General features: G+C 45.9%; 17 protein-coding genes. 8 read left to right on the forward strand and 9 right to left on the reverse strand.

The features are described 5' to 3' along the window. A partial coding sequence (locus CAG68_RS15055) for a PBP1A family penicillin-binding protein (protein ID WP_161441327.1) occupies positions 1 to 2,423 on the forward strand: 2,423 nt, incomplete at its 5' end. 52 nt (positions 2,424 to 2,475) lie between these two features. On the opposite strand, the gene oxyR is transcribed toward CAG68_RS15055, so the two are convergent. Beyond that, positions 2,476 to 3,387, reverse strand: coding sequence for a DNA-binding transcriptional regulator OxyR (gene oxyR / locus CAG68_RS15060; protein WP_005381326.1), 912 nt, complete (start codon positions 3,385 to 3,387; stop codon positions 2,476 to 2,478). A 169-nt stretch (positions 3,388 to 3,556) separates the two neighbouring features. Between oxyR and CAG68_RS15065 the strand changes: the two genes are divergently transcribed. The 3 genes from CAG68_RS15065 to CAG68_RS15075 all read left to right on the forward strand — a co-directional run bounded on the left by CAG68_RS15065 (position 3,557) and on the right by CAG68_RS15075 (position 6,602). Then, the gene (locus CAG68_RS15065) at positions 3,557 to 4,285 is read left to right on the forward strand and encodes a redoxin family protein (protein WP_005382781.1); all 729 of its coding nucleotides are present in this window, start codon (positions 3,557 to 3,559) and stop codon (positions 4,283 to 4,285) included. Between the two features lie 191 nt (positions 4,286 to 4,476). Further along, the gene (locus tag CAG68_RS15070) at positions 4,477 to 5,949 is read left to right on the forward strand and encodes a dihydrolipoyl dehydrogenase (protein WP_005381328.1); all 1,473 of its coding nucleotides are present in this window, start codon (positions 4,477 to 4,479) and stop codon (positions 5,947 to 5,949) included. A gap of 371 nt (positions 5,950 to 6,320) precedes the next feature. Then, positions 6,321 to 6,602 carry a DUF3624 domain-containing protein gene (locus CAG68_RS15075; protein ID WP_025768083.1) on the forward strand — a complete coding sequence of 94 codons (282 nt, stop codon included), beginning with the start codon at positions 6,321 to 6,323 and terminating at the stop codon, positions 6,600 to 6,602. A gap of 194 nt (positions 6,603 to 6,796) precedes the next feature. Here CAG68_RS15075 and argH read toward each other — a convergent pair whose 3' ends face one another. The 4 genes from argH to argC all read right to left on the reverse strand — a co-directional run bounded on the left by argH (position 6,797) and on the right by argC (position 12,030). Then, positions 6,797 to 8,671, reverse strand: a complete 1,875-nt coding sequence (argH, locus tag CAG68_RS15080; protein ID WP_161441328.1) for an argininosuccinate lyase — start codon at positions 8,669 to 8,671, stop codon at positions 6,797 to 6,799. A gap of 242 nt (positions 8,672 to 8,913) precedes the next feature. Beyond that, complete coding sequence (locus CAG68_RS15085) at positions 8,914 to 10,128, reverse strand: argininosuccinate synthase (protein ID WP_005381332.1); 1,215 nt, start codon at positions 10,126 to 10,128, stop codon at positions 8,914 to 8,916. 84 nt (positions 10,129 to 10,212) lie between these two features. After that, entirely contained in the window at positions 10,213 to 11,004 is a 792-nt protein-coding gene (argB, locus tag CAG68_RS15090) for an acetylglutamate kinase (protein WP_005381333.1), read from the reverse strand. Positions 11,005 to 11,025: 21 nt separating this feature from the next. Beyond that, a complete protein-coding gene (gene argC / locus CAG68_RS15095) occupies positions 11,026 to 12,030 on the reverse strand; it encodes an N-acetyl-gamma-glutamyl-phosphate reductase (protein ID WP_042524061.1) in 1,005 nt (334 codons plus the stop codon). Between the two features lie 144 nt (positions 12,031 to 12,174). Between argC and argE the strand changes: the two genes are divergently transcribed. The 3 genes from argE to CAG68_RS15110 all read left to right on the forward strand — a co-directional run bounded on the left by argE (position 12,175) and on the right by CAG68_RS15110 (position 17,182). Then, positions 12,175 to 13,311, forward strand: a complete 1,137-nt coding sequence (gene argE / locus CAG68_RS15100) for an acetylornithine deacetylase (RefSeq protein WP_086047070.1) — start codon at positions 12,175 to 12,177, stop codon at positions 13,309 to 13,311. Positions 13,312 to 13,583: 272 nt separating this feature from the next. After that, positions 13,584 to 16,217, forward strand: coding sequence for a phosphoenolpyruvate carboxylase (gene ppc, locus CAG68_RS15105; RefSeq protein WP_086047071.1), 2,634 nt, complete (start codon positions 13,584 to 13,586; stop codon positions 16,215 to 16,217). Between the two features lie 425 nt (positions 16,218 to 16,642). Continuing rightward, a complete protein-coding gene (locus tag CAG68_RS15110; protein WP_005382791.1) occupies positions 16,643 to 17,182 on the forward strand; it encodes a PadR family transcriptional regulator in 540 nt (179 codons plus the stop codon). Between the two features lie 70 nt (positions 17,183 to 17,252). Here the strand turns inward: CAG68_RS15110 and metF are convergent, their stop codons facing one another. The 3 genes from metF to CAG68_RS15125 form a co-directional block, all read right to left on the reverse strand. Beyond that, positions 17,253 to 18,155: a methylenetetrahydrofolate reductase gene (gene metF / locus CAG68_RS15115; RefSeq protein WP_005381345.1), complete on the reverse strand. Its 903-nt coding sequence runs from the start codon at positions 18,153 to 18,155 to the stop codon at positions 17,253 to 17,255. Positions 18,156 to 18,417: 262 nt separating this feature from the next. Continuing rightward, on the reverse strand, positions 18,418 to 20,826 hold the full coding sequence (locus CAG68_RS15120; protein ID WP_086047072.1) for a bifunctional aspartate kinase/homoserine dehydrogenase II: 2,409 nt from the start codon (positions 20,824 to 20,826) through the stop codon (positions 18,418 to 18,420). Positions 20,827 to 20,841: 15 nt separating this feature from the next. Further along, on the reverse strand, positions 20,842 to 22,002 hold the full coding sequence (locus tag CAG68_RS15125; protein WP_062730816.1) for an O-succinylhomoserine (thiol)-lyase: 1,161 nt from the start codon (positions 22,000 to 22,002) through the stop codon (positions 20,842 to 20,844). A gap of 225 nt (positions 22,003 to 22,227) precedes the next feature. Here CAG68_RS15125 and metJ point away from each other — a divergent pair, with 225 nt between their 5' ends. Continuing rightward, entirely contained in the window at positions 22,228 to 22,548 is a 321-nt protein-coding gene (gene metJ / locus CAG68_RS15130) for a met regulon transcriptional regulator MetJ (RefSeq protein WP_005381353.1), read from the forward strand. 112 nt (positions 22,549 to 22,660) lie between these two features. Here metJ and CAG68_RS15135 read toward each other — a convergent pair whose 3' ends face one another. Then, positions 22,661 to 23,938 carry a malic enzyme-like NAD(P)-binding protein gene (locus CAG68_RS15135; protein WP_025768085.1) on the reverse strand — a complete coding sequence of 426 codons (1,278 nt, stop codon included), beginning with the start codon at positions 23,936 to 23,938 and terminating at the stop codon, positions 22,661 to 22,663. Positions 23,939 to 23,979 lie beyond the last annotated feature (41 nt).

Raw genomic sequence — 23,979 nt, forward strand, 5'->3', positions numbered from 1 at the left:
CTATGAAGGTGTTTAGTCAAGACGGGAAGCTGATCGCACAGTTCGGTGAAAAGCGTCGTATTCCTGTTACTTATGACGAAATTCCTCAAGACTTAATTCACGCGCTCATCGCAACCGAAGATAGCCGTTTCTACGAGCATCCCGGTATCGACCCTATCGGCATCACTCGTGCAGCTGTTGTTGTTGCGGTTTCAGGCTCGGCTAAACAGGGTGCAAGTACGATTACGCAACAGCTAGCTCGTAACTTCTTCTTATCTAATGAGAAGAAGATCATGCGTAAGATTAAAGAGATTTTTATTGCTATCCATATTGAGCAGCTTTTAAGTAAGCAAGAAATCATGGAGCTTTATGTCAATAAAATCTTCCTTGGTTACCGCTCATATGGCTTTGGTGCTGCCGCTCAAGTGTATTTTGGCAAGAGCCTTGATGAATTGACGTTAAGTGAGATTGCAACACTCGCAGGTATGCCAAAAGCGCCATCAACCATGAACCCAATTTACTCTCTTGAGCGCGCAACAAAACGCCGTAACGTTGTATTAATGCGAATGCTTGATGAGAAATACATTACACAAGAGCAGTATGACGAAGCACGCAATGAGCCTATTGTGGCGCGTTATCATAGCGCTGAGATTGAGCTTTCCGCACCTTACGTAGCAGAGTTGGCTCGTGCATGGGCAGTAAAAGAATACGGTGAAGAAGAAGCTTACACCTCTGGCTTGAATATCTACATGACTGTGGATTCTAAACTGCAAGATGCTGCAAATACGTCTGCGGTAAATAACCTCTTGTCATACGATGAACGTCATGGCTACCGTGGTGCAGAAAGTGTGCTTTGGAAAGAAGGGGAAGCGGCCTGGGACAATGAACAAATAGAAAAGCACCTGAAGAAACAGCCAACTTATGGTGACCTTTACCCTGCGGTTGTGACGAAAGTCGATGATAAGACCGCGCAAGTATGGGTTAAGAACCATGAAGAGCAAACCATCCCTTGGACTGGAATGCACTGGGCGCGTAAGTACATTACCGATAACCGCCAAGGCTCAACACCAAAGTCAGCGCATGATGTGCTAGCGACAGGTCAACAAGTTTGGGTTCGCGAAGTAAGTGAAACCGATGAAGATGACAACAAAACACTGAGCTGGAAACTGAGCCAAGTGCCGACAGCAAACACCGCGTTTGTTGCGATGAACCCAGAAAATGGCGCGATATTGTCGCTGGTTGGTGGTTTCAACTTTGTTCACAGCAAGTTTAACCGTGCAACCATGTCAGTGCGTCAGGTTGGTTCAAGTATCAAGCCTTTCATCTACTCGGCAGCAATTGACAAAGGACTGACTCTAGCCACTTTGATTAACGATGCGCCGATTAACAAGTGGGATGCAGGTTCTGGTTCAGCTTGGCGACCAAAAAACTCACCACCAACTTATGGTGGTCCAACACGTCTTCGCCTCGGCTTAGCTCAATCAAAAAACGTCATGGCAGTGCGTACACTCCGTGAAGTTGGCCTCGAGGAGACACGTCAGTACCTTACTCGTTTCGGTTTTGATATTAACCAAGTACCACGCTCTGAGACCATCGCACTCGGAGCTGGCAGCTTAACACCAATGAAAGTGGCACAAGGTTACTCTGTGTTTGCGAACGGTGGTTATTACGTTGAACCATTCTATGTAGAACGCGTGGAAGATGCATTCGGTGAAGTACTGTTTAAAGCCAATCCAAAGAGTGTTTGTCATAAGGATTGTCCGCAAATGAGCGAGCAGCCAGAAAATCGCTACGCTGATGAATTTGGCGAACAAGACGTCGCGATTGATGGCCTTGCAACAGACAATGCCCTTGAAAATGATGAACCTCAATATGCACCGCAAGTTATCTCTGAACAGAATGCATTCTTAATGCGTGAGATGATGTACAGCAACATTTGGGGTGGCGGTAACTGGCGTGAAGGCACAGGTTGGAATGGTACAGGCTGGCGCGCGCAAAAACTTGGTCGTCGTGATATCGGGGGTAAAACGGGTACAACGAATGATTCCAAGGATGCTTGGTACAATGGCTATGGACCTGGTGTCGTTGCCATAGCTTGGGTTGGCTTTGATGATCACTCACGTGCACTTGGCCGCACCACCGTTAACAGCAACCTAGGGCAAGGCCAAATTTCTGGTGCCGAGTCGGGTGCGAAAACCGCAGAGCCTGCTTGGATTGACTTCATGCGTGTTGCGCTAGAAGGGACGCCGGAGCAAAGTAAAAATATTCCAGAGGATATTATTCGAGTTCGTATTGATCGCAACAGCGGTATGCTAACGCACAAGGTAGATAGCACATCAATGTTCGAATACTTTGAAAAAGGCACGGAGCCTACCGAATACGCTGGCGACCGTTTAGAAGATAGTATTTATTCTTCAGGTTCTGGCGCAGAAGAACTGTTCTAAATCACAAAAGCACAAGGGAGAGCATCAAGCTCTCCCTTTTTATTTCTGCTTTTTATGCTGCAGCATTCAATGATGGATAAGAAGCCAACACCTCTTTAATCTTCGCTGCTAAAGCTTCAAACCTAGCTCGTAATGGTGAGCCCGGACGGTATACGAGCACGATATTACGCGAGGGGGTTGGGTTAACAGCTGGTACGTAGCATACGCCATCTTTTTGCTTCTCATTAGGGATAGAAAGCTGAGGCAATAACGTAATCCCCGCACCGGCAGCAACCATGTTGCGTAACGTCTCCAAGCTGGTGGCTTTAAAACGCTCATCGTCTTTTGCACCAGCGGCAAAACAAAAACCTAACGCTTGATCTCGCAGACAGTGGCCGTCTCCCAACGCTAAAACGGTTTTACCATTCAGCTCCAACATATCAACATGGTCGAGAGAGGCCCACTCGTGGTCACATGGCACTGCGACACTTAATGGCTCTTGATACACTTCGATCTCTTTAAATGGCGCAGTTTCATCAACCGAAGCTAAAACTAAGCAATCTAGTTTGCCTTCTTCCAATTGACGCACTAATTGATGTGTTTGAGCTTCGTGCAGAAATAGTTCCAACTCAGGAAATGCTTCTTTTATCTGCGGCAGAATTTTGGGTAGTAGATAAGGCCCAACCGTCGGGATGAAACCAATATGCATCGGTCCAGTCATAGCTCCGCTTTGACCGCTTGCCATATCTCTGAAGGTTTTCACTTCACTTAAGATGCGTTTAGCCTGCTCCACCAGCTGTAACCCTGAATCGGTAAACAAAACACGTCGGCTGCTTCGCTCTAAAAGCGTGGTCCCGAGTTCATCCTCTAGTTTACGAATTTGCCCACTCAATGTTGGCTGGCTAACAAAACATGCCTCTGCCGCTTTACGAAAGTGCTTATGTTCCGCAAGTGCAACTAAGTACTCAAAATCTCGAATATTCATAATTCACGCTTCGCTTCTTTAATAATAGCTAATACCTATCAAAACCATAACACCAAACGATTAGAGCTATCAAAGGATTTTTACAATAATGGGCTCAACAAAACGAAACAGAGCGACGAAAAACGCTAAGCTCTATACGCATAGTTTAAAATAGTTAAAGGAAATCATTATGTTTGTATCTAAAGAAGGTCAACAAGTCCCTCAAGTTACTTTTCCAGTTCGTCAAGGTGACTCTTGGGTGAATGTAACGACCGATGAGCTATTTAAAGGTAAGACCGTTATCGTATTTAGCTTACCGGGTGCATTTACTCCAACCTGTTCATCAAGCCATCTACCTCGTTACAACGAATTGTTCCCTGTATTTAAAGAGCACGGAGTGGATGAGATTATTTGTGTCTCGGTCAATGATACGTTCGTGATGAATGCATGGAAACAAGACCAAGAAGCAGAAAACATTACCTTCATCCCAGATGGTAATGGTGAATTCACCGATGGCATGGGTATGTTAGTGGATAAAAACGACATCGGCTTTGGCAAACGTTCATGGCGTTACAGCATGCTAGTAAAAGATGGCGTAGTGGAAAAAATGTTCATTGAGCCAAACGAACCAGGCGACCCATTCAAGGTGTCAGACGCAGATACGATGCTGAACTACATAGCGCCTGACTACAAAACGCAAGAATCCATCACGGTGTTCACTAAACCAGGCTGCCCTTTCTGTATGAAAGCGAAACAAAATCTGATTGACCACGGTCTTCAATATGAAGAAGTGATTCTGGGTAAAGACGCAACAACAGTTAGTCTACGAGCTATATCTGGTCGCACGACTGTTCCACAAGTCTTTATCGGTGGCAAGCATATCGGCGGTAGCGAAGAGCTAGAAGCGTATCTAGGCTAAGCTGTCCATAGCCTACACCCTCGGTCTCCGGTGCCTTTTGGCTCGGAGGCCAACCCTAAACCACTTCTTCTACTAGTCTAGATAAGTAGTCATCTGCCAATAAGGTGACTACTTATCCAGATTCAACTATCCAATTCACTCTCCAAGCTCAATGTAGCTAGCTTGGCTTAAAACAAAAGCGAGAGTTCACGATGAAACAAGTTAATGTCGACGTAGCGATTATTGGTGGCGGGACGGCTGGTCTTGGTGCTTATCGAGCAGCAAAAGCTCATACCAACAGCGTGGTAATCATTGAGGGCGGTCCCTACGGAACAACCTGTGCTCGTGTCGGATGCATGCCGTCTAAGCTGTTAATTGCGGCAGCAGAAAGTGTTCATCAAATCGAAAAAGCACCTGGATTTGGGATACACCCGCAAGGTGAAGTACGAATTAACGGACGAGAAGTTATGGATCGTGTAAAGCGCGAACGCGATCGTTTTGTTGGCTTTGTGCTTGAAAGTGTCGATGATATTCCCGCTGAAGACAAACTATCGGGCTACGCGAAGTTTGCCGATGACCACACTCTCATCATAGATGATCATACTCAGGTCACCGCACAGCGCATTGTTATTGCGACAGGATCTCGTCCAGCATATCCGGCAGCTTGGAATGAACTGGGTGATCGCCTAGTGATTAACGATGATGTATTTGACTGGGATGACTTACCAGAGTCCGTTGCAGTATTTGGCCCAGGAGTCATCGGCCTTGAATTGGGTCAGGCTTTACACCGCCTAGGAGTAAACGTGAAGCTCTTTGGCCTTGGAGGACAAGTGGGCCCACTGACAGACCCAGAGGTGATGGCGTATGCAGATAAAGCCTTTAAGGAAGAGTTCTACCTAGATGCAGATGTAAAAGTCGAAAGCATGAAACGCATTGCTTCGTCAGACAATGACGGCGAAGACAAGGTCGAAATCCAATTCATCAACCATGATGGTGAATTAGAAACTTTCGTTGTCGATTACGTATTGGCCGCAACGGGTCGTCGTCCAAACGTCGATAAGCTGGCGATCGAGAACACCAATGTGGCTCTCGATGAACGTGGCGTACCAACGGCGGATCACTACACATTGCAAACTTCGGTAGAGAGCATCTTCATCGCAGGTGATGCAAGTAACCAAATTCCACTGCTGCACGAAGCCGCTGACCAAGGCCGTATTGCTGGAGACAACGCAGGCCGTTTCCCAGATATTCGTGCGGGTCTGCGTCGCTCACCAATTTCAGCCGTGTTCTCCGACCCTCAAATTGCTATGGTTGGCGAAACATATAAACAACTAGAAACACGTCTAGGCACATGTGGATGTTTCGCAACCGGTGAAGTCTCGTTTGAAAATCAAGGACGTTCGCGCGTCATGCTTCGTAATAAAGGCATTCTGCATGTCTACGGAGAGCAAGGCACTGGACGTTTTTTAGGTGCAGAAATGATGGCCCCGAATGCAGAGCATCTTGCGCACCTTTTAGCGTGGGCGCACCAAAATAGGATGACGATTTCTGAGATGTTAGATATGCCCTTCTATCACCCAGTGATTGAAGAAGGCGTCCGCACCGCTCTACGTGATTTGAATGCAAAACTACACTTAGGGCCAGAAATGGTGAAACATTGTCTTGACTGCGGCCCTGGCTGCTAACGCTTTCAGGCTTCTATCTAAATATAAGCAAAGCCTCGTCATCAACGAGGCTTTGCTTTACTACTTTGGCGCAATGAAATCTCTCTTACGCTGCCATCATTGCATAGCGGCTAACCATACAAATCGCGACAACACCGATCATAAAGAACCCACCAGCGATACTTAGCGCAAGTTTCAACTCTGTCGACATCATTATATTTCCTGTTAAAGACTGACAGCGCACCATACATCAATTACGTGCCACAAAGCTTTTACAAAGCTAACTTTCCATTTTTGGTTGTGTCATGGCGCTCTAAGCCCGTGTAAGAAACGCTTTCCACCATTTAGTTAGATATATAATCTGAAGCAACACTAATGGTTTGGAAAACACTATGACTTGTCGCCGCTGCGAGGAACATTGGTTTTGGAAAAAACTTGGACGTTGCCAACGATGCTTGGATCAATTGACGGTACTTTCTGTACTGTGTTGGATTGTGTGGTGGTTTACGCTCAAAGATGATCCACAAAGCATCGAGTCGATCGCTTTGATCTTTGCCGGCTTCGCTTTCAACGTTTTGTTGTTTCTACACTTATGGATGCGTTTTGTCATCTTGCCTTGGCAACGTCGAAAGGGACAAAAAAAGGCGAATAAAAAAGAGAAAAGTGACAGATAGAAAAAAGCCCCAAAACCAATGTCAGTTCTGGGGCTCTCTTAGATTCTTCTAAGAAAAAGCAGTGGTACTTTAATAGACCGGGCTTCCTCTCAAAGGTTCCAAATTTTTTCGATTTTTTTAGCGAATACTGATGTAAGTAAACAGGAAAATGACTATGTCATTGAATGCTAATAAAATCACTCCACAACTTCAGTTCATGCCACATGCGTTTTTTGGATCACTTGATCCATTAAATTGATCTCAAGCGCTACCTCATCACATGCATGTTGACGTGGGCACTGATCGCAATCTTTCAGAACTTTCTCCGGCAGTAATGACTTCGATGTCGGTAAAAAGCTTTGCTTCATAAAGAACTCAGGCGTTCGCGTTAGAACAAAGACTTTCTTGATCGCCATCTGGCGCGCTTTCTCAACCAAATAGTTCACAATCGCACTGCCCTGCCCTTGGCCTTGCCAGCCCGCTTCGATACCAAGAGAGCGTATTTCTGCCAACCCTGAGTCATACACATATAGAGAAGCGCAACCCGTCACTTCACCATGATGCTCAGCCACCGCGAAAGAGCCAATATCTCTCACGAGCTCATTACGAGAGCGCGGAAGATTCTCACCAAGGTTCGCCCAGTAAGCAACCATACCTTCCAACGTTTCAATGTCCGTCAAACGTGCAGGACGCACTTTCACCGCCGAGCTGTCACGCTGGCTCAGGCGCTTATCCGCTTGTTCTACCGCGTAAGCGACCTGGTGAGGCGAAACACCACCCAAAGCACAACGCTTTTCCAAACACGAGTCGATAGTCAGAATGTCATACACATCCGCTTCAATGACTTCTGAGAAGGCTTTTAACTCTTCGATAGACAGCTCTTCTAGCGCACAACCTTTAGCAATAGCACCAACGACCGCGACACCGACGATGTGGTGAGCTTCACGGAATGGGATGCCTTTCGCCACTAGGTAATCAGCTAACTCCGTCGAGTTTGCGTAACCTTGTTTCGCCGCTTCTAGTGTGCGCTCGCCATTCACTTTAATACCGTCAAAACACAGAGCTGCCATTTCCATGCAGTCGTTCCATGTATCTAAAGCGTCAAACAACCCTTCTTTATCTTCCTGCATGTCTTTGTTGTACGCCAATGGCAAGGCTTTAACTGTCATCATCATGCTCGATAATGCGCCATAGACACGCCCTGTCTTACCACGGATCAACTCAAGTGCATCTGGGTTTTTCTTCTGTGGCATTAATGACGAACCAGATGTCACCGTATCCGCTAACTCAATGAAGTTTGACTCGCCTGAATTGTAGAAGATCATATCTTCTGCAAGACGAGAAAGGTGAAGCATAGAAATCGACGCCACCGACATCAGTTCCATCACATGATCACGATCTGAAACCGAATCTAGTGAATTACGCGTAGCACGGTGGAAACCGAGATTATGTGCTAATTGTTCGCGATCAATCGGATAAGCCGTTCCCGCTAAAGCACCCGAGCCAAGTGGACAAGTGTCGAGACGCTGTAAGGCATCATTCAGACGAGAGTAGTCACGCTCGAACATTTCAACATAAGCCAAGCACCAGTGAGCAAAGGTTACAGGTTGAGCACGCTGAAGATGAGTATAGCCTGGCAATACGGTGCCTTGGTGCTGTTTAGCAACATGGACCATTTGTGCTTGTAGGCGATCTAAAGCAATCAACAATTGCTGACCTTGCTGACGACACCAAAGTTTCAAGTCTGTGGCGACTTGGTCATTACGAGAACGCCCAGTGTGGAGTTTTTTACCTAAATCTCCCACTTTACTGATTAGCTGCTGTTCAACCCAAGAGTGGATATCTTCTGCATCAGAGCGAAGAATTTGGTGAGGGTCTTCCATCACTTCTAACTTCAGCTCATTTAAAGCAAGTTCCAGTTTTTGCTGTTCTTCTGCCGATAGCACATCAACAGAAAGCAGAGCTTTAGACCATGCGATTGAACCTACGATGTCTTGCTCAGCCAATCGGTAGTCAAAACGCAACGAATCATTGAACTCTTTAAATCTGGTGTCTGCCGCTTGGGTAAATCTTCCGCCCCATAATGCCATTGCGTCTCTCCTGATGACTATTGCTTACTCTAACGTTCTCGAATGAGTAGTAACCAATTTGATGGTCATTTGCTCACTTTTTCTTATGTGTCAACGTTACGGCAATTTCGATAAAAAATAAAGTATAAATTCAATATTTTTACATATATATTCAAGTCAAATTTAGGTACCCGCTTTTAGAAACCAAAAGACCCGCCTATAAATGGCGGGTCTTTATTCAATCCAAGATGGATGTTAAGGGATTATTTCTTCTGGCTGTTCAATGCACGAATACGGCTTGATAGCGAGTAAAGACGGATGAACCCACCTGCATGGCTTTGGTCGTAAACTTCATCTTCACCAAAAGTCGCGAACTCTTCTGAATACAAGCTGTTGTCAGAACGTTTTTGCGTGACTGTCGCTTGACCTTTGTAAAGCTTAACAACCACTTCACCGTTAACGTCTTGCGCTAGCTCTTCTGAAGCAGCAAGGATAGATTTACATAGTGGCGTAAACCAACGGCCATCGTATACAAGGTGAGACGCTTTTAGACCTAGCTCCTCACGGAATTCGAATGATGATTTGTCTAGCACAAGCTGCTCTACAGCACGCAGCGCTTCCATCATGATGGTGCCTCCCGGTGTTTCATAACAACCACGAGACTTCATCCCAACAAGACGGTTTTCCACGATATCGATACGGCCAACACCGTGCTTAGCGCCCTTCTCGTTTAGGTAAACCAGTGCGTTATATGGTGTCATCACTTCACCATCAACTTCGACCACTTCACCTTTTTCTACTTTCAGTGTGACGTATTCCGCTTCATTTGGCGCTTGCTCTGGGTCGACAGTCCACACCCAGCAGTCTTCGTTTGGTGCGTTCCACGTATCTTCTAAAACGCCGCCTTCCGTCGAAATGTGCCATGCGTTTGCATCACGTGAATAGATCTTAGTAAGAGACGCAGAGCAAGGAATATTACGCTCAGCTAGGTAATCCAAACACTCTTCACGGCTCACTAGGTCCCACTCACGCCAAGGTGCAATCACTTGTAAGTCCGGTGCTAGTGCTGCAAATGCACCTTCGAAACGCACTTGGTCGTTACCTTTACCTGTACAGCCATGACACAGTGCGTCCGCGCCCACTTTACGTGCCACTTCAACCTGCGCTTTAGCAATGATTGGACGCGCCATTGATGTACCTAGCAGGTACTTACCTTCGTAGTACGCGCCGGTTTTTAGTGTCGGGTAAATGTAGTCTGCGACCATTTCTTCTTTCAAGTCCGCGATGTAACACTCAGAAGCACCAGAGGCTTTTGCTTTCGCTTCAATGCCTTCTAGCTCTTCGGCACCTTGACCAACATCGGCAACGAAAGCCACTACTTCACAGTCGTAGTTCTCTTTTAGCCACGGGATGATTACTGAAGTATCTAGACCGCCTGAGTATGCGACTACCACTTTATTTACGTTCACTTTGCTCATGTTTTTTCTCCAAACTTAACTGGCGCTGCGCTCGGCGGTCAGTGCCAACTACGACTTCCTAATATTGAATTCTTTTGCTGATGCTTATTGAGGCAAGAATTGAGTACCAATACTTTCACCAGCGAATAACTGTGCTAATTTTTCTGGGTAACGCCAGGTCGCGACTTCAATTGGACGGCCAAGATCATTGGCGGCCTCCAAAGCAGCTTTAACTTTGACGATCATGCCATCGGTGATCACATGTCCATCGATCAACGAGTTAGCTTGCTGCTCTGACAGGGTTTTGATCAAATGGCCTTTTCCATCTAATACACCACTCACGTCTGATAACAGGACTAACTCCGCATCTAATGCGCCCGCAACCGCGACTGCTGCTTGATCAGCATTCACATTCATCATCTGGCCATCTTTGGTTAAACCAATTGAACTGATGATCGGCAGTGCACCTGTGTTTAGCACCGCTTGTAATAGTGCTGAGTCACCCGGTGATGCTTTGCCTACCGCGCCGAGTTCTGGGTCAAGTTCTTCAACAAGACACAAACCACCATCCGCAAGGCTAAGGCCCACAGCGTTAAGACCGTCCGCAATCGCTTGACCTTGAAGTAACTTATTCGCAGTGCCTGCAAGCGCGCCTGCAATCACAGGAATTTGATCGTAAGGCGTTACGCGTAAACCGTTTTTCTTAACGGTTTCAAGCTGAAGCTTTGCCATCAACTCATCAACTAGGTAGCCACCGCCATGAACGATGGCGATTTGTCGCTGTGCCGATTTTTGGTAAGCCGCAATGGCACCAAAAAGTTGGCTTAAGGTTTGAGTGCATGATAGAGCTGCACCACCTAGCTTAATGACTAAAGGAGCTTGATTGGTTTGCGTCATCGCATTTCCCTCTTTCAACGACTACAGCAACGCTGTCAGTTCTGGGTAACCGTAATGAATATTGAGACATTGCATCGCTTGACTCGATGCACCTTTAAGTAGGTTGTCGATAGCTGAAATCACAATGATGTGTTCGCCTTGTACCTTCCAGCCGATATCACAGAAAGGGGTATTTTCGACATCCTGAATACGTGGAATACCGTCGCCTTTAAGACGCACCGCAGGCTTGCCTTGATAAGCTTGTTCAAACGCCTGTGCCACTTGTGCTTCTGTCACACCTTGCGCAAGCTTCATGGTGATAGTGGCAAGAATGCCGCGTTTAAAGTTGCCGAGGTGCGGAGTAAAAATCACATCGCAACCCAAGTGCTGAGCAATCTCTGGCTGGTGACGATGGTTAAATACACCATAAGGTTGCAAGCTCACTTCACAGAAGCTGTTAACCATGGAGGCTTTACGCCCTGCACCTGATACACCACTGGTTGCGTTGATCACTGGCCATTGGTTGGTATCGAGCAACGCATGTTCTAATAAAGGTTTGATTGCAAGCTGTGAAGCGGTTGGGTAACAACCTGCCACCGCAATCAAAGGAGTAGTTTTAATCTGCTCTTGGTTCCACTCTGCTAAGCCGTATGCTGCTTTATCTAGCCAGTTGTTATGTTGATGTGCGAAGCCATAAAAAGTGTCGTAAAAGCCTTCACTTTTCACACGGAATGCACCCGATAAATCGAATACCTGACAGCCTGTCTCCAAGAAAGTTGGGGCTAAATCATGGCTGACTTCGTGAGCCGTTGCCAAAAACACCACGTCCGATTCTTGAGCGATTTGCAGTGGATCCGTTAGTGGTAAAACTGGCATATCAATGATGCCCGCTAGCTTACCGTGTAGCTGCGCGATGCTCTTTCCCGCATCAACACTGTTGGCGGAAACGTATAAACCTGATAGCGTGAGTTGTGGGTGTTTATTAACCATTAACGCTAACTCTGCACCGGTGTAACCGCTGGCTCCAATAATCGTGGTTTTTAGCATTGTGTGACATCCATATACTTAAAGGCTCAAATGACTATTCATATTTAATTTTTGCTTTATTTTGATTTTTTATTCATTAAATATGATTTAATATGTGTTTTACATTTTTGTGGTCTGTCTGTCAACAGGAGATTTGAAGAATCCATGCAATTACCAACTTTTCTAGAGGTCTATGAAGGACTCATCAGCACCTCTTCTATCAGCTCCACGGATCCGAGCTGGGATCAGGGCAATACAAAAGTCATCGAAAAACTCGCATCTTGGTTTAAAGATCTGGGTTTTAGCGTTGAAGTGATCGAAGTCGAGCCAGGCAAGCACAATATGATCGCACGTATGGGAGAGGGAGAAGGTGGCCTTTTACTTGCTGGCCATAGTGATACCGTGCCATTCGATCAAGGGCGATGGAATTTTGATCCGCATAAACTGACGGAAAAAGACAACCGCTTCTACGGTTTAGGCACAGCAGACATGAAAGGCTTTTTCGCCTTTATTTATGAAGCAGTGAAGAAAGTCGATTGGAGCAAGCAGAGCAAACCACTTTACGTATTAGCCACTTGTGACGAAGAGACCACCATGTTGGGCGCGCGACATTTCACAGCAAACGCCCCATTTAAGCCGGATTACTGCATCATTGGTGAACCCACCAGCCTTGTACCAATTCGAGGTCATAAAGGGCATGTGGCAAATGCCATTCGCGTAACAGGCAAGTCCGGTCACTCATCGGACCCAGCGCTTGGCGTTAACGCTATTGAGATCATGCATGAAGTCATGTTCGCCATGATGCAACTGCGTGACAAATTGATTAAAGAATATCACCATCCGGGTTTTGCCATTCCAAGCCCAACCCTAAATCTTGGACACATTCACGGTGGTGACAGCGCTAACCGTATTTGTGGTTGCTGCGAACTGCATTACGACGTGCGTCCTCTTCCCGGCATTAGCCTTGATGGTTTAGAGAACATGTTGCGCGGAGCATTAAAAGAAGTCGAAGCGAAATGGCCTGGGAGACTGGAGATTATTCCATTGCATGAGCCTATTCCGGGTTACGAATGCCAACATGACCACCCATTTATTGGTGGTGTTGAAGAGATCTGCCAAACCAGTTCAGAAACCGTGAACTACTGTACTGAAGCACCATTTCTACAACAGTTGTGTCCAACCTTGGTGCTCGGCCCTGGGTCAATCGACCAAGCCCATCAACCGGATGAGTTTCTATCCTTCGACTTTATCGACCCCACAATTGATGTGCTTTCAAAGGCAATGGTCAAGTACTGCTGTTAATACGCGTTTAAGCTCGAAAGTCTGTGCAGCTCGATTGAGCTGCATCTTTTTATCTTCACAATTCAGCGCTAGTCTTAACACTTATTTAACTTGTTATTTTGTAATTAATTTTCACTTCTTACTCTATGGCTGCCGTAAATTTGCTCTAAATCAGGAGACAGCGGAATAATTGCAAACTTAGTCTGCTTTATTTGACTATAACTGGTGCTTTTCGCTAGATTGGAGTCTTAACAAGGACAATGGATGTAGTTTTTTTACGAGGCAGGACGACAATGAACGAGAAATACGCCGCACTCAAAAGTAATGTGCGCATGTTAGGCCACTTATTGGGTAACACCATTCGCGATGCCCATGGCGAAGAAATCTTCGAGAAAGTGGAAACCATTCGTAAATTATCCAAATCAGCTCAAGCAGGGAATCAAGCAGACAGGGACAGCTTGATCGAAGAAATCAAACATCTACCTGATGAGCAGCTAACGCCCGTTACTCGCGCGTTTAACCAATTTCTAAACCTCACCAATATCGCTGAGCAATACCACACGATTTCACGCCATTGTGAAGAGCACATTTGTGAACCAGACGCGATTAACTCGCTGTTTTCTAAACTGGTACAAAACGATGTGAGCAAACTGGACACTGCCCAAGCGGTTCGTGATCTAAATATTGAATTGGTATTGACGGCTCACCCAACAGAAATTACGCGCCGTACGATGATCAACAAACTGGTCAAGATAAACGAGTGCTTATCAAAGTTGGAGCTAAGCGATCTTTCTTCTAAAGAGCGCAGAAAAACCGAACGCCGCCTAGAGCAACTGATTGCCCAAGGCTGGCATTCAGACGTGATTCGACAACAACGCCCTACTCCGTTGGATGAAGCAAAGTGGGGCTTTGCGGTCGTTGAAAACTCGCTATGGGAAGCAGTACCTGACTTCCTACGTGAGATGAATGACCGTCTAAAATCTTACCTTGGAGAAGGTTTACCCATTGATGCTCGCCCAGTGCACTTCTCCTCTTGGATGGGCGGTGACCGTGACGGTAACCCGTTTGTTACTCACAACGTTACGCGTGAAGTCTTACTATTGTCTCGTTGGAAAGCCGCCGATCTTTATCTCAATGACATCAACGAGTTGATCAGCGAGCTGTCTATGACAGTTTCAAACGATCAAGTCCGTGAGCTTGCTGGCGAAGATCAGCACGAACCATACCGTGCGATCCTGAAGCAATTACGCACTCTGCTCAATGAAACCAAAGATATTCTCGATGCTAAGATCCACGGTCAAAAACTGGCCGTTAAAGCACCACTGCAAAAAGTCGAGCAACTTTGGGAACCGTTGTATGCCTGCTACCAGTCACTAAACGAATGTGGCATGGGTGTAATAGCCAACGGCTCATTACTGGATACACTACGCCGCGTAAAAGCATTTGGTATCCATCTTGTACGTCTTGATATCCGCCAAGAGAGCACGCGTCACTCAGACGTCTTGTCTGAACTAACTCGCTACTTAGGTATTGGTGATTACGAACAATGGAATGAGCAAGATAAGATTGCTTTTCTAACTAACGAGCTGGCATCTAAACGTCCGCTTCTCCCTCGTGATTGGGAACCGTCTGAACCCGTCAAAGAGGTTTTGGATACCTGCAAGATTGTTGCAGCACAACCGCGTGAAGCGTTTGGCGCTTACGTTATTTCAATGGCACGTACCGCCTCTGACGTACTAGCCGTTCATCTACTGCTACAAGAAGCTGGTTGCCCTTACCGCATGGATGTGTGTCCTCTGTTCGAAACGCTAGACGATTTGAACAACGCGGAATCGGTCATCAAGCAGCTTATGGGGATTGACCTTTACCGTGGTTTTATCCAAAACCACCAGATGGTCATGATTGGTTACTCTGACTCAGCGAAAGATGCAGGTGTTATGTCTGCAGGTTGGGCTCAGTATCATGCGATGGAATCGTTAGTTAAAGTGGCTGAAGAAGAAGGCGTTGAGCTAACTCTATTCCATGGTCGTGGGGGCACAGTCGGTCGCGGTGGCGCACCTGCGCATGCTGCGCTTTTGTCGCAACCACCAAAAAGCTTGAAAGGCGGTTTACGTGTAACAGAGCAAGGCGAGATGATCCGCTTTAAACTGGGTCTCCCAGATGTCGCAGTAAACAGCTTTAACCTATACGCAAGTGCGATTCTGGAAGCCAACTTGTTACCGCCACCGGAGCCAAAACAAGAATGGCGCGACTTGATGGAAGTGCTATCAGAAGTAAGCTGTGAGTCTTACCGAAATGTGGTTCGTGGCGAGCCAGATTTCGTGCCTTACTTCCGCCAAGCAACACCAGAACTCGAACTCGGTAAGTTGCCACTTGGTTCTCGTCCTGCAAAACGCAACCCTAAGGGCGGAGTAGAAAGCTTACGTGCAATCCCGTGGATCTTCTCATGGAGTCAAAACCGTTTGGTACTTCCTGCATGGCTAGGCGCAGGTGAAGCGATTCAATACTCGATCGATAAAGGCCACCAAGCATTGCTCGAAGAGATGTGCCGCGAATGGCCGTTTTTCTCTACTCGTCTCGGCATGCTAGAGATGGTGTACTCGAAGTGTAATATTGATATCTCTCGCTACTACGATGAGCGATTGGTGGATGAGTCGCTCCGTCCACTCGGTGAAAAACTTCGTGCTCAGCTTCAAGAAGACATCAAAGCGGTACTGAATGTAGAGAACAATGAAAACTTGATGCAGCATGACCCTTGGGGACTCGAGTCGATTCGCTTACGCAATATCTACGTTGAGCCATTGAATATGCTACAGGCAGAGCTGCTATACCGCACGCGTCAAACCGAAGAAGCTTCTGCAAACTTGGAAGAAGCGTTGATGGTGACGATTGCTGGTATTGCTGCAGGTATGCGTAACACAGGCTAATCGTTTCATTTTTAATAAAAAGCTGGGCAAATGCTCAGCTTTTTTTTATCACAGGATAATCGCACCAAAACAAAAGCAGTCAAACAAACCACTAGAGACCCAAAAAATACCAAAACAAAAGAATAAAAAACCACAAGTTAACACTATTGATTATTATGTTAGTTTTTTAGGGTAATTTTGTCCTACTATTCCACTTCATGCTTATTATTTATATACTACTTGTCTGCTGAGAGCTCATAAATCCAATCATACCTGCTCCAGCCTTGATGGGACTCCCCATCTCTCTAGGTGATAAACGGCTTTAAGGTGACAGGACCAACATTGTTGGTGCTACTTATACATTAAAAAACTCAAGTGCCAGTAAGAGCGCAGCTGAAAGTATAAGTAGCTTGTTTACAAGTTTATTGACCATTTGGATTGAAGACATGTCATTACCACACGTAATCTTAACTGTTCTTAGCACTCGCGACGCAACCGGTTACGATATCACTAAAGAATTCTCTGCTAGCATCGGTTACTTCTGGAAAGCAAGCCACCAACAGGTGTACCGTGAACTCAACAAAATGGCTGAGAAAGAACTGGTTACTTGCGTATTAGAACCCCAAGAAGGCAAACCAGACCGCAAGGTTTACTCCATTACAGACGCTGGTCGCAGCGCTTTAGGAGAGTGGTTTGATCAACCAACTGCACACCCAACAGTTCGTGATGAGTTTTCAGCGAAATTGATGGCATGTGCCGTTCAACCTGCGGCTCCATTCCGTGACCAACTCGCCGAGCTAGTTGAAGAGTCTCGCAAACTGGTTTCTCACTACAAAGAAATTGAAGCGGCTTACTACGCAACGCCGTCAACTTTAGATAAACAAGCTCGCCTAGAACGTCTAACGCTTCGCCGTAACCTACTGTTACGTGAAACTTGGATCACTTGGGCAGAAGAAGTTCTAACTGAACTTGAAGTGATTGGTTAAACTCCTTTTGCTTTGATAAAACGAAAAAGGCTTGCCATTTGGCAAGCCTTTTATCTTTTTGAAACCAGATTTACGCACCGACTACTGCGCGAGGACGAACACCCAACGTATGGCATAACGCGTAAGTCATCTCTGCACGGTTTAGTGTGTAGAAGTGAAAATCCTTAACCCCTTCACGACTCAGTACACGCACCATATCAATAGCTTGGCTAGCTCCTACAAGCTGGCGAGTCACCGGATCATCATCCAAGCCATCGAATTGTTTGCTCATCCATCCTGGTACTTTCACATTGTTCTGTGCCGCAAAGCGAGACGCTTGCTTAAAGTTCGATACAGGCAAAATTCCTGGCACAATTTCTACGTCAATTCCTGCCGCTACACAACGGTCACGGAATCGCAGGTAAGACTCAACGTCAAAAAAGAACTGAGTAATAGCACGGTTTGCACCTGCATCTACCTTACGTTTTAGGTTCAATAAGTCAGACTGTGCGCTTTTAGCTTCAGGGTGAACCTCAGGGAATGCTGCAACGGAGATATCGAAATCGTGGCGTGATTTCAGCAGCTCAACCAAATCCGAGGCATACATATCAGGCGCACCGCCACCTGGAGGAATATCACCACGCAGAGCGACGATATTTTCAATACCATTGTTCCAATAATCATCGGCAATATTAATCAACTCTTCACGAGTCGCATCAATACAAGTGAGATGGGGAGCGGCAACCAATCCGGTTGTTGCTTTAATTTCTTTAATGATGGAGTGTGTTCTGTCACGCTCGCCGGAGTTCGCACCGTAAGTCACAGAAACAAATTTAGGTTGAAGCGTTTTAAGACGGTGCACTGAATTCCAAAGTGTTTCTTCCATCTTAGCGCTGCTTGGCGGAAAAAACTCAAACGATACATTGATGTTATCTGATAACTCAGCAATATTCTGGTTCAAGGCGTCGATATGGCCTGCGTGCGTATATCCCATCTTACTCTCCCTGCGGCACTCCGCCACGAAAACAAATCCTTAAAATCGACGTTTAGACGTCTATATGTCTACAGAATGTATTGAATACGATTTAATGTCAACCTTGTAATTATGAATTTTTCTCAAGTTAATAATGAAGATAGTTCAAGTTTCTACTTGAGCATCATCTCGCCATTTTGCACGGGTTATGACTTCAGTATGGCACTGATAGGGGAATAAAAAACCCTAGATTAATTCCAGGGTTTTTAGGTCAATCGCAACTTTAAAATAAACCAGCCAATCGGTTGAGGTCGGATTGAATAGCGCCGGCTGTCACTTCTCTGCCTGCGCCTGGTCCTCGAATGACCAGAGGGTTATCTTTGTACCACTTGCTCTCTATGGCAAAAATGTTATCGCATGGCAATAAGTTGGCGAGCGCGTGCTCACGAGATAACACTTCGACTCCCACCGTTGCTTTACCATTTTTTTCTAAACGCGCCACATAGCGAAGCACTTGATCGTTTCTCTGTGCTTTTGTCAGACGCTCTTGAAGTATTTCACTCAACAACGCTCCATTATCGAAGAAATCATCTAAGCTCAGTTCTCTTAATTCTTCTGGCACCAAAGACTCAACTTTAACGCTGTCTGGTTCTATATCTAGGCCCGACTCTCGAGCCAAGATGACTAACTTGCGCATTACATCGGAGCCATCTAAATCAGAACGAGGATCAGGTTCGGTTAAACCTTGCTGCCAAGCAAGATCGACTAAATCATTAAATGGCACAGAACCATCAAACTGTTGGAACAGCCATGATAGCGTCCCCGAGAAAATACCCGATAGAGCGACGATTTCATCCCCACTTTCACGAAGATCTCGCACGGTATGGTTTATCGGTAACCCAGCACCAACCGTTGCGTTGTATAGCCAATGACGACCAATTTTAGCGAATGCATCTTGAACCTGATGGTAGTACTGGCTATCTGCGGAACCGGCCACTTTGTTAGCGGAAATCAAATGAATGCCTTGCTGTGCGATTTCTACGTAGCGCTGAGCTAACTCTTTACTCGCGGTAACATCAAGCACGACTGCTTCATCATAGCTTTTAAGCGCTCCCAAACGTGCCAGCCAATCCCCATTGTTTGCTATGCTTTCATCATCAAATCGTTCAGCAACACTCGCCGCCTCAATACCTTGCTCATCGAACCAATAGGTTTGGCTATCCACAACCGCGACAAGATCAAAGCTCATACCATGACGTTTTTCGAGCTCACTTTTTTGCGTCGCAAATAAATTTAACCAACTAGAACCAATATTCCCCTTGCCACATAAAGCCACTGCCACGCGTTTTTGCGCTTGGAACAACTGGCTATGAATCGTTTGAACCAACGCCTCAGTATCAGTACGGCGCAAAACAGCGACTAGGCTCAGCCCTGAGTCTGTTTCAGAGATAAATTCTACCGGAGAGTGCTTTAGCTTCTGATAAAAGCCAAAGCAATGATTGGCGTTTTTCGTAACGCCTGCACCTACCGCAGCTAAGAGCGAGTAACCTTCTTTTAGCTTAATTTCAGCCTCTACCGCAAGCTCTTGCAAGTGTTTCAATGCACCACCGGCGATTTCTGCGGTGTAAGCCAAGCGTAGCGTGTGCTGATCGGATTGAGCTTCAAATGCCAGTGGCTCTAATTGTGCGCGCTGCAACGCTTGTAATACATCACTCTGTGTTTTTTCGAAGTCGTGCCCATGCATGAAAGACAACTGCACCAATAAAACATCATCCAGTGAAGTAATTATTTTAGCGCCACGACCAGATGCCAATACACGCTCAATACGAGTAGAACCCGACTCTGGCAGATAGCTGCACTTGAGATTAAGGTCCATGGTACTTTGCGCCACAGGCTGAAGCGTACGACTGTGTAGCACTGGAGCAGCTAAGCGAGCAAGTTCACTGGCTTCATCCAATCGAAGTAACGGTAATAAACAAGCGTCAGACACCAAACGTGGATCGGCACTATAGACACCAGCAACATCACTCCAAATCGTGACAGTACTGACTTCAGCAAGCGCGCCTATGACCGTTGCAGAATAGTCAGAGCCGTTACGACCAAGTAGAATGGTTTCTCCTGCCTCGTTCTGAGCCATAAAGCCAGTAATTACCACACGTTTATGGTTATGCTGCGCGAGGATCTCTTTAATTAAAGGGGATGAACGAGCGCGATCAACCTCTGGTTGAGTTCCCGCTTCTGCACGTAAAAACGCTCGTGCATCTTGTGCAACCGCAGGGATAGAACGTTGAGATAATAACGCGGCCAATAGGCGAGCAGACCATACTTCTCCGTGTCCCAGTACCGCAGCTTTTTGCGCATTAGTGAGTGGTGCAGTCAGCTCCGAGAGAGTACTGAACTCATCATGTAATAAAGCTAACAGCTCTTCTTTTGCTTCACTCTCCAACAAGCTTTCTATTAGCTCAGTTTGGAACTGTCTTAAGCTTTGAAGCGCTTCATGCGCAATTCGGCCATCTTTATTTAACCCTTCCAAAAACTCAATCAAGCGGTTAGTAGTTTTTCCTGCAGCAGAGACGACCACAAGATCATTTTCTGTCGAATACTCCTTGAGAATACCCACAACGCGTAAGTAGCATTCTGGGTTTGCTAAGCTACTGCCACCAAACTTATGCAGCTGACGTTGTACAGTCATTGTTATCGTCTCCTATTACTGGGTAGCTTTAGCGAACGCTTGTTCTAAATCTGTGATGAGGTCTTGTGCATCTTCCAAACCGACAGACAAACGCAATAGTTGATGAGAGACCCCAGCCTCCGCCAGTGCCTCCTCACCCATTGCACGGTGCGTCATGGATGCTGGGTGGCAAATCAAACTTTCTACACCACCTAATGACTCTGCTAATGAAAACAGTTGGAGCTCTTTCACAAACACCTTTAACTGTTCAAACGAACCAGCAAACTCAAAACTCAACATAGAGCCAAAGCCCGTTTGCTGCTTTTTAGCGATGTCATGACCTGGATGTTCCGGCAGGCTTGGATGATAGATAGTTTTAACTAACACTTGTTTCTGTAGGTAAGCCAGTACCTGCTGTGAGCTCTCCTCATGTACTCGCATACGAGCACCAAGCGTACGAATACCTCGCAGCGTCATATAACTATCGAAAGGTGTGCCCGTTGCACCAATACAATTGCCCCACCATGCAAGCTCTTCTGCATGCGCTTCTGTGTTGGTGATGATTACTCCACCAATTACGTCCGAATGACCGTTGATGTACTTTGTTGTGGAGTGGATAACAAAATCCGCACCTAGCTCTAAAGGTTTTTGGTACACGGGTGTCAAAAAGGTATTGTCCACCGCAACTAACGCGCCGATTTGTTTCGCTTTTTCACAAGTAGCTGCAATATCCACTACGCGAACCAGAGGGTTTGACGGAGTTTCTAGCAAAATGAGTTTTGGTTTTTGTGCCAATGCAGCATCTAAAGCCTGTTCGTCTGATTGATCGACAAACTGAACCTTAAAATCGCCTTTGTTAGCTCGGGTATTAAAAAGACGATAGGTACCACCATAACAATCGTGAGGAGCAATAATGAGATCATCTGGGCCGAGAAAAGCGGAAACCCATAAATTTAATGCCGACGTACCGCAGTTAGTAACAACCGCTCCTTTTCCAGACTCAAGTTCAGATAGCGCACTTTCCAACAGTCCGCGGTTTGGATTACCAGATCGTGTGTAATCATACTTGGGCACTTCACCAAAAGCAGGAAAACCATAGTTAGTGGAAAGATAAATAGGTGGAACGACAGCATGATATTGGCTGTCTGATTCAATACCAGTGCGTACTGCAATGGTCGCAGGTTTGCGAGTGCTCATGGGTGTATCCTTTCACGGGTAATGACTTCTAAATAGGAATGCGCTATATCTAATGAGTAACATAAAGTGATCAACACGCTTCCTTTGCTGTTATGTTCACTTTACTCGTCAAAAAATGAGACGTCAACACTTCTAGACGTCTATATGTCTTTGCTTATGGCGGTAAATGCAGCTAAAATCAGCACCTAAATTATTTTTAACCGATTACATAAATGAAGGTGTGCAATGGCTGACTGGAATGGCGAATACATTAGCCCATATGCAGAGCACGGCAAAAAAAGCGAACAAGTAAAAAAAATTACCGTCTCTATCCCGCTAAAAGTTTTAAAGGTGCTAACTGATGAGCGTACTCGCCGTCAGATCAATAACTTACGCCATGCAACCAATAGCGAATTGCTATGCGAGGCATTTTTGCACGCGTACACAGGTCAGCCACTTCCGACAGATGAAGACCTTCGTAAAGACCGTCCTGATGATATTCCAACAGAAGTAAAAGCGCTGATGACGGAAATGGGCATCGAATTTGAGTCATTCGACGAAGAATAAAAAAGCCTGATAAAATGTTTCAGGTAATAACTCTTGCCTCGAGCCAAATGAATGACATAAAAAATGGGACGCAATAGCGTCCCATTTTTATGTATCACATCAGAAAGATATATTACTCTTCCATGTAGTTTGCAGGCATCTCGATACGAGCTACACCTGAATTAACCGCCGCCTGAGCAACCGCTTTTGCAACACGTGGTAGCAAACGTGAATCCATTGGTTTTGGAATAATATAGTCCGCACCAAACTCTAGCTTATCAACACCTGCAGCCTTCAATACGGCTTCAGGTACAGGCTCTTTTGCTAGCTCACGAATCGCCTCAACGGCTGCAAGTTTCATTTCATCATTGATTTCACTTGCACGCACATCAAGAGCACCGCGGAAAATAAATGGGAAACACAATACGTTGTTAACTTGGTTAGGATAATCACTACGGCCAGTACCCATGATCAAGTCATCACGAACTGCGTGAGCAAGTTCCGGCTTGATTTCAGGATCCGGGTTAGAACATGCGAATACGATTGGCTTATCTGCCATCAACTTCAACGCTTCCGCTGGCAATAGGTTTGGACCAGATACACCTAGGAACAGATCTGCACCTTCAATCACGTCTTCTAGTGTGCGCTTATCTGTATTGTTCGCAAATAGCTGCTTATATTCATTAAGATCATCACGACGAGTGTGAATCACACCTTTGCGATCTAGCATGTAGATTTTTTCGCGCATTGCGCCGCATTTGATCAGAAGCTCCATACACGCTACAGCGGCAGCGCCAGCGCCAAGACAAACAATTGTTGAATCTTCAAGTTTCTTACCTTGAAGTTCGATTGCATTCAGCATACCCGCTGCCGTTACAATAGCAGTACCATGTTGATCATCGTGGAATACTGGTACATCACAACGTTCAATCAGACGCTTTTCAATCTCAAAACAGTCTGGTGCTTTAATATCTTCAAGGTTAATACCGCCAAAAGTGTCTGCAATGCTCGCAACAGTATCAACAAATTCATCGATCGTGCGGTGCTTAACTTCAATATCAATAGAGTCAAGACCTGCAAAACGCTTAAACAGTAACGCTTTACCTTCCATCACTGGCTTAGATGCAAGTGGACCTAGGTTACCTAGACCTAGAATAGCGGTACCGTTAGAAATAACAGCAACCATGTTCCCTTTTGCAGTGTACTTGTACACGTTATCCGGGTTTTGTGCGATTTCACGCACTGGCTCTGCAACTCCTGGGCTGTATGCAAGGGCAAGATCACCCGCCGTTTCCGCAGGCTTTGTCAGTTCGACAGCAATCTTTCCTGGAGTTGGATAAGCATGGTAATCCAATGCTTTTTGGCGATGTTCTTCTTCTGGAGTGGCTGCTTGGTGGTTGTCTTCAGACATGGACGTTTCTCTTTTTTATTTTTAGGTAAGGGGGCATAAAT

The organism is Vibrio sp. V42_P2S4T144, assembly GCF_009904715.1.
Taxonomy (GTDB): Bacteria; Pseudomonadota; Gammaproteobacteria; order Enterobacterales; family Vibrionaceae; genus Vibrio; species Vibrio alginolyticus.

Bases quoted from the DNA above. Each gene is read 5' to 3' on its own strand.
- oxyR (WP_005381326.1), bottom strand. From the start codon at position 3,387: ATGAATATTCGAGATTTTGAGTACTTAGTTGCACTTGCGGAACATAAG.
- CAG68_RS15065 (WP_005382781.1), top strand. From the start codon at position 3,557: ATGTTTGTATCTAAAGAAGGTCAACAAGTCCCTCAAGTTACTTTTCCA.
- CAG68_RS15070 (WP_005381328.1), top strand. From the start codon at position 4,477: ATGAAACAAGTTAATGTCGACGTAGCGATTATTGGTGGCGGGACGGCT.
- CAG68_RS15075 (WP_025768083.1), top strand. From the start codon at position 6,321: ATGACTTGTCGCCGCTGCGAGGAACATTGGTTTTGGAAAAAACTTGGA.
- argH (WP_161441328.1), bottom strand. From the start codon at position 8,671: ATGGCATTATGGGGCGGAAGATTTACCCAAGCGGCAGACACCAGATTT.
- CAG68_RS15085 (WP_005381332.1), bottom strand. From the start codon at position 10,128: ATGAGCAAAGTGAACGTAAATAAAGTGGTAGTCGCATACTCAGGCGGT.
- argB (WP_005381333.1), bottom strand. From the start codon at position 11,004: ATGACGCAAACCAATCAAGCTCCTTTAGTCATTAAGCTAGGTGGTGCA.
- argC (WP_042524061.1), bottom strand. From the start codon at position 12,030: ATGCTAAAAACCACGATTATTGGAGCCAGCGGTTACACCGGTGCAGAG.
- argE (WP_086047070.1), top strand. From the start codon at position 12,175: ATGCAATTACCAACTTTTCTAGAGGTCTATGAAGGACTCATCAGCACC.
- ppc (WP_086047071.1), top strand. From the start codon at position 13,584: ATGAACGAGAAATACGCCGCACTCAAAAGTAATGTGCGCATGTTAGGC.
- CAG68_RS15110 (WP_005382791.1), top strand. From the start codon at position 16,643: ATGTCATTACCACACGTAATCTTAACTGTTCTTAGCACTCGCGACGCA.
- metF (WP_005381345.1), bottom strand. From the start codon at position 18,155: ATGGGATATACGCACGCAGGCCATATCGACGCCTTGAACCAGAATATT.
- CAG68_RS15120 (WP_086047072.1), bottom strand. From the start codon at position 20,826: ATGACTGTACAACGTCAGCTGCATAAGTTTGGTGGCAGTAGCTTAGCA.
- CAG68_RS15125 (WP_062730816.1), bottom strand. From the start codon at position 22,002: ATGAGCACTCGCAAACCTGCGACCATTGCAGTACGCACTGGTATTGAA.
- metJ (WP_005381353.1), top strand. From the start codon at position 22,228: ATGGCTGACTGGAATGGCGAATACATTAGCCCATATGCAGAGCACGGC.
- CAG68_RS15135 (WP_025768085.1), bottom strand. From the start codon at position 23,938: ATGTCTGAAGACAACCACCAAGCAGCCACTCCAGAAGAAGAACATCGC.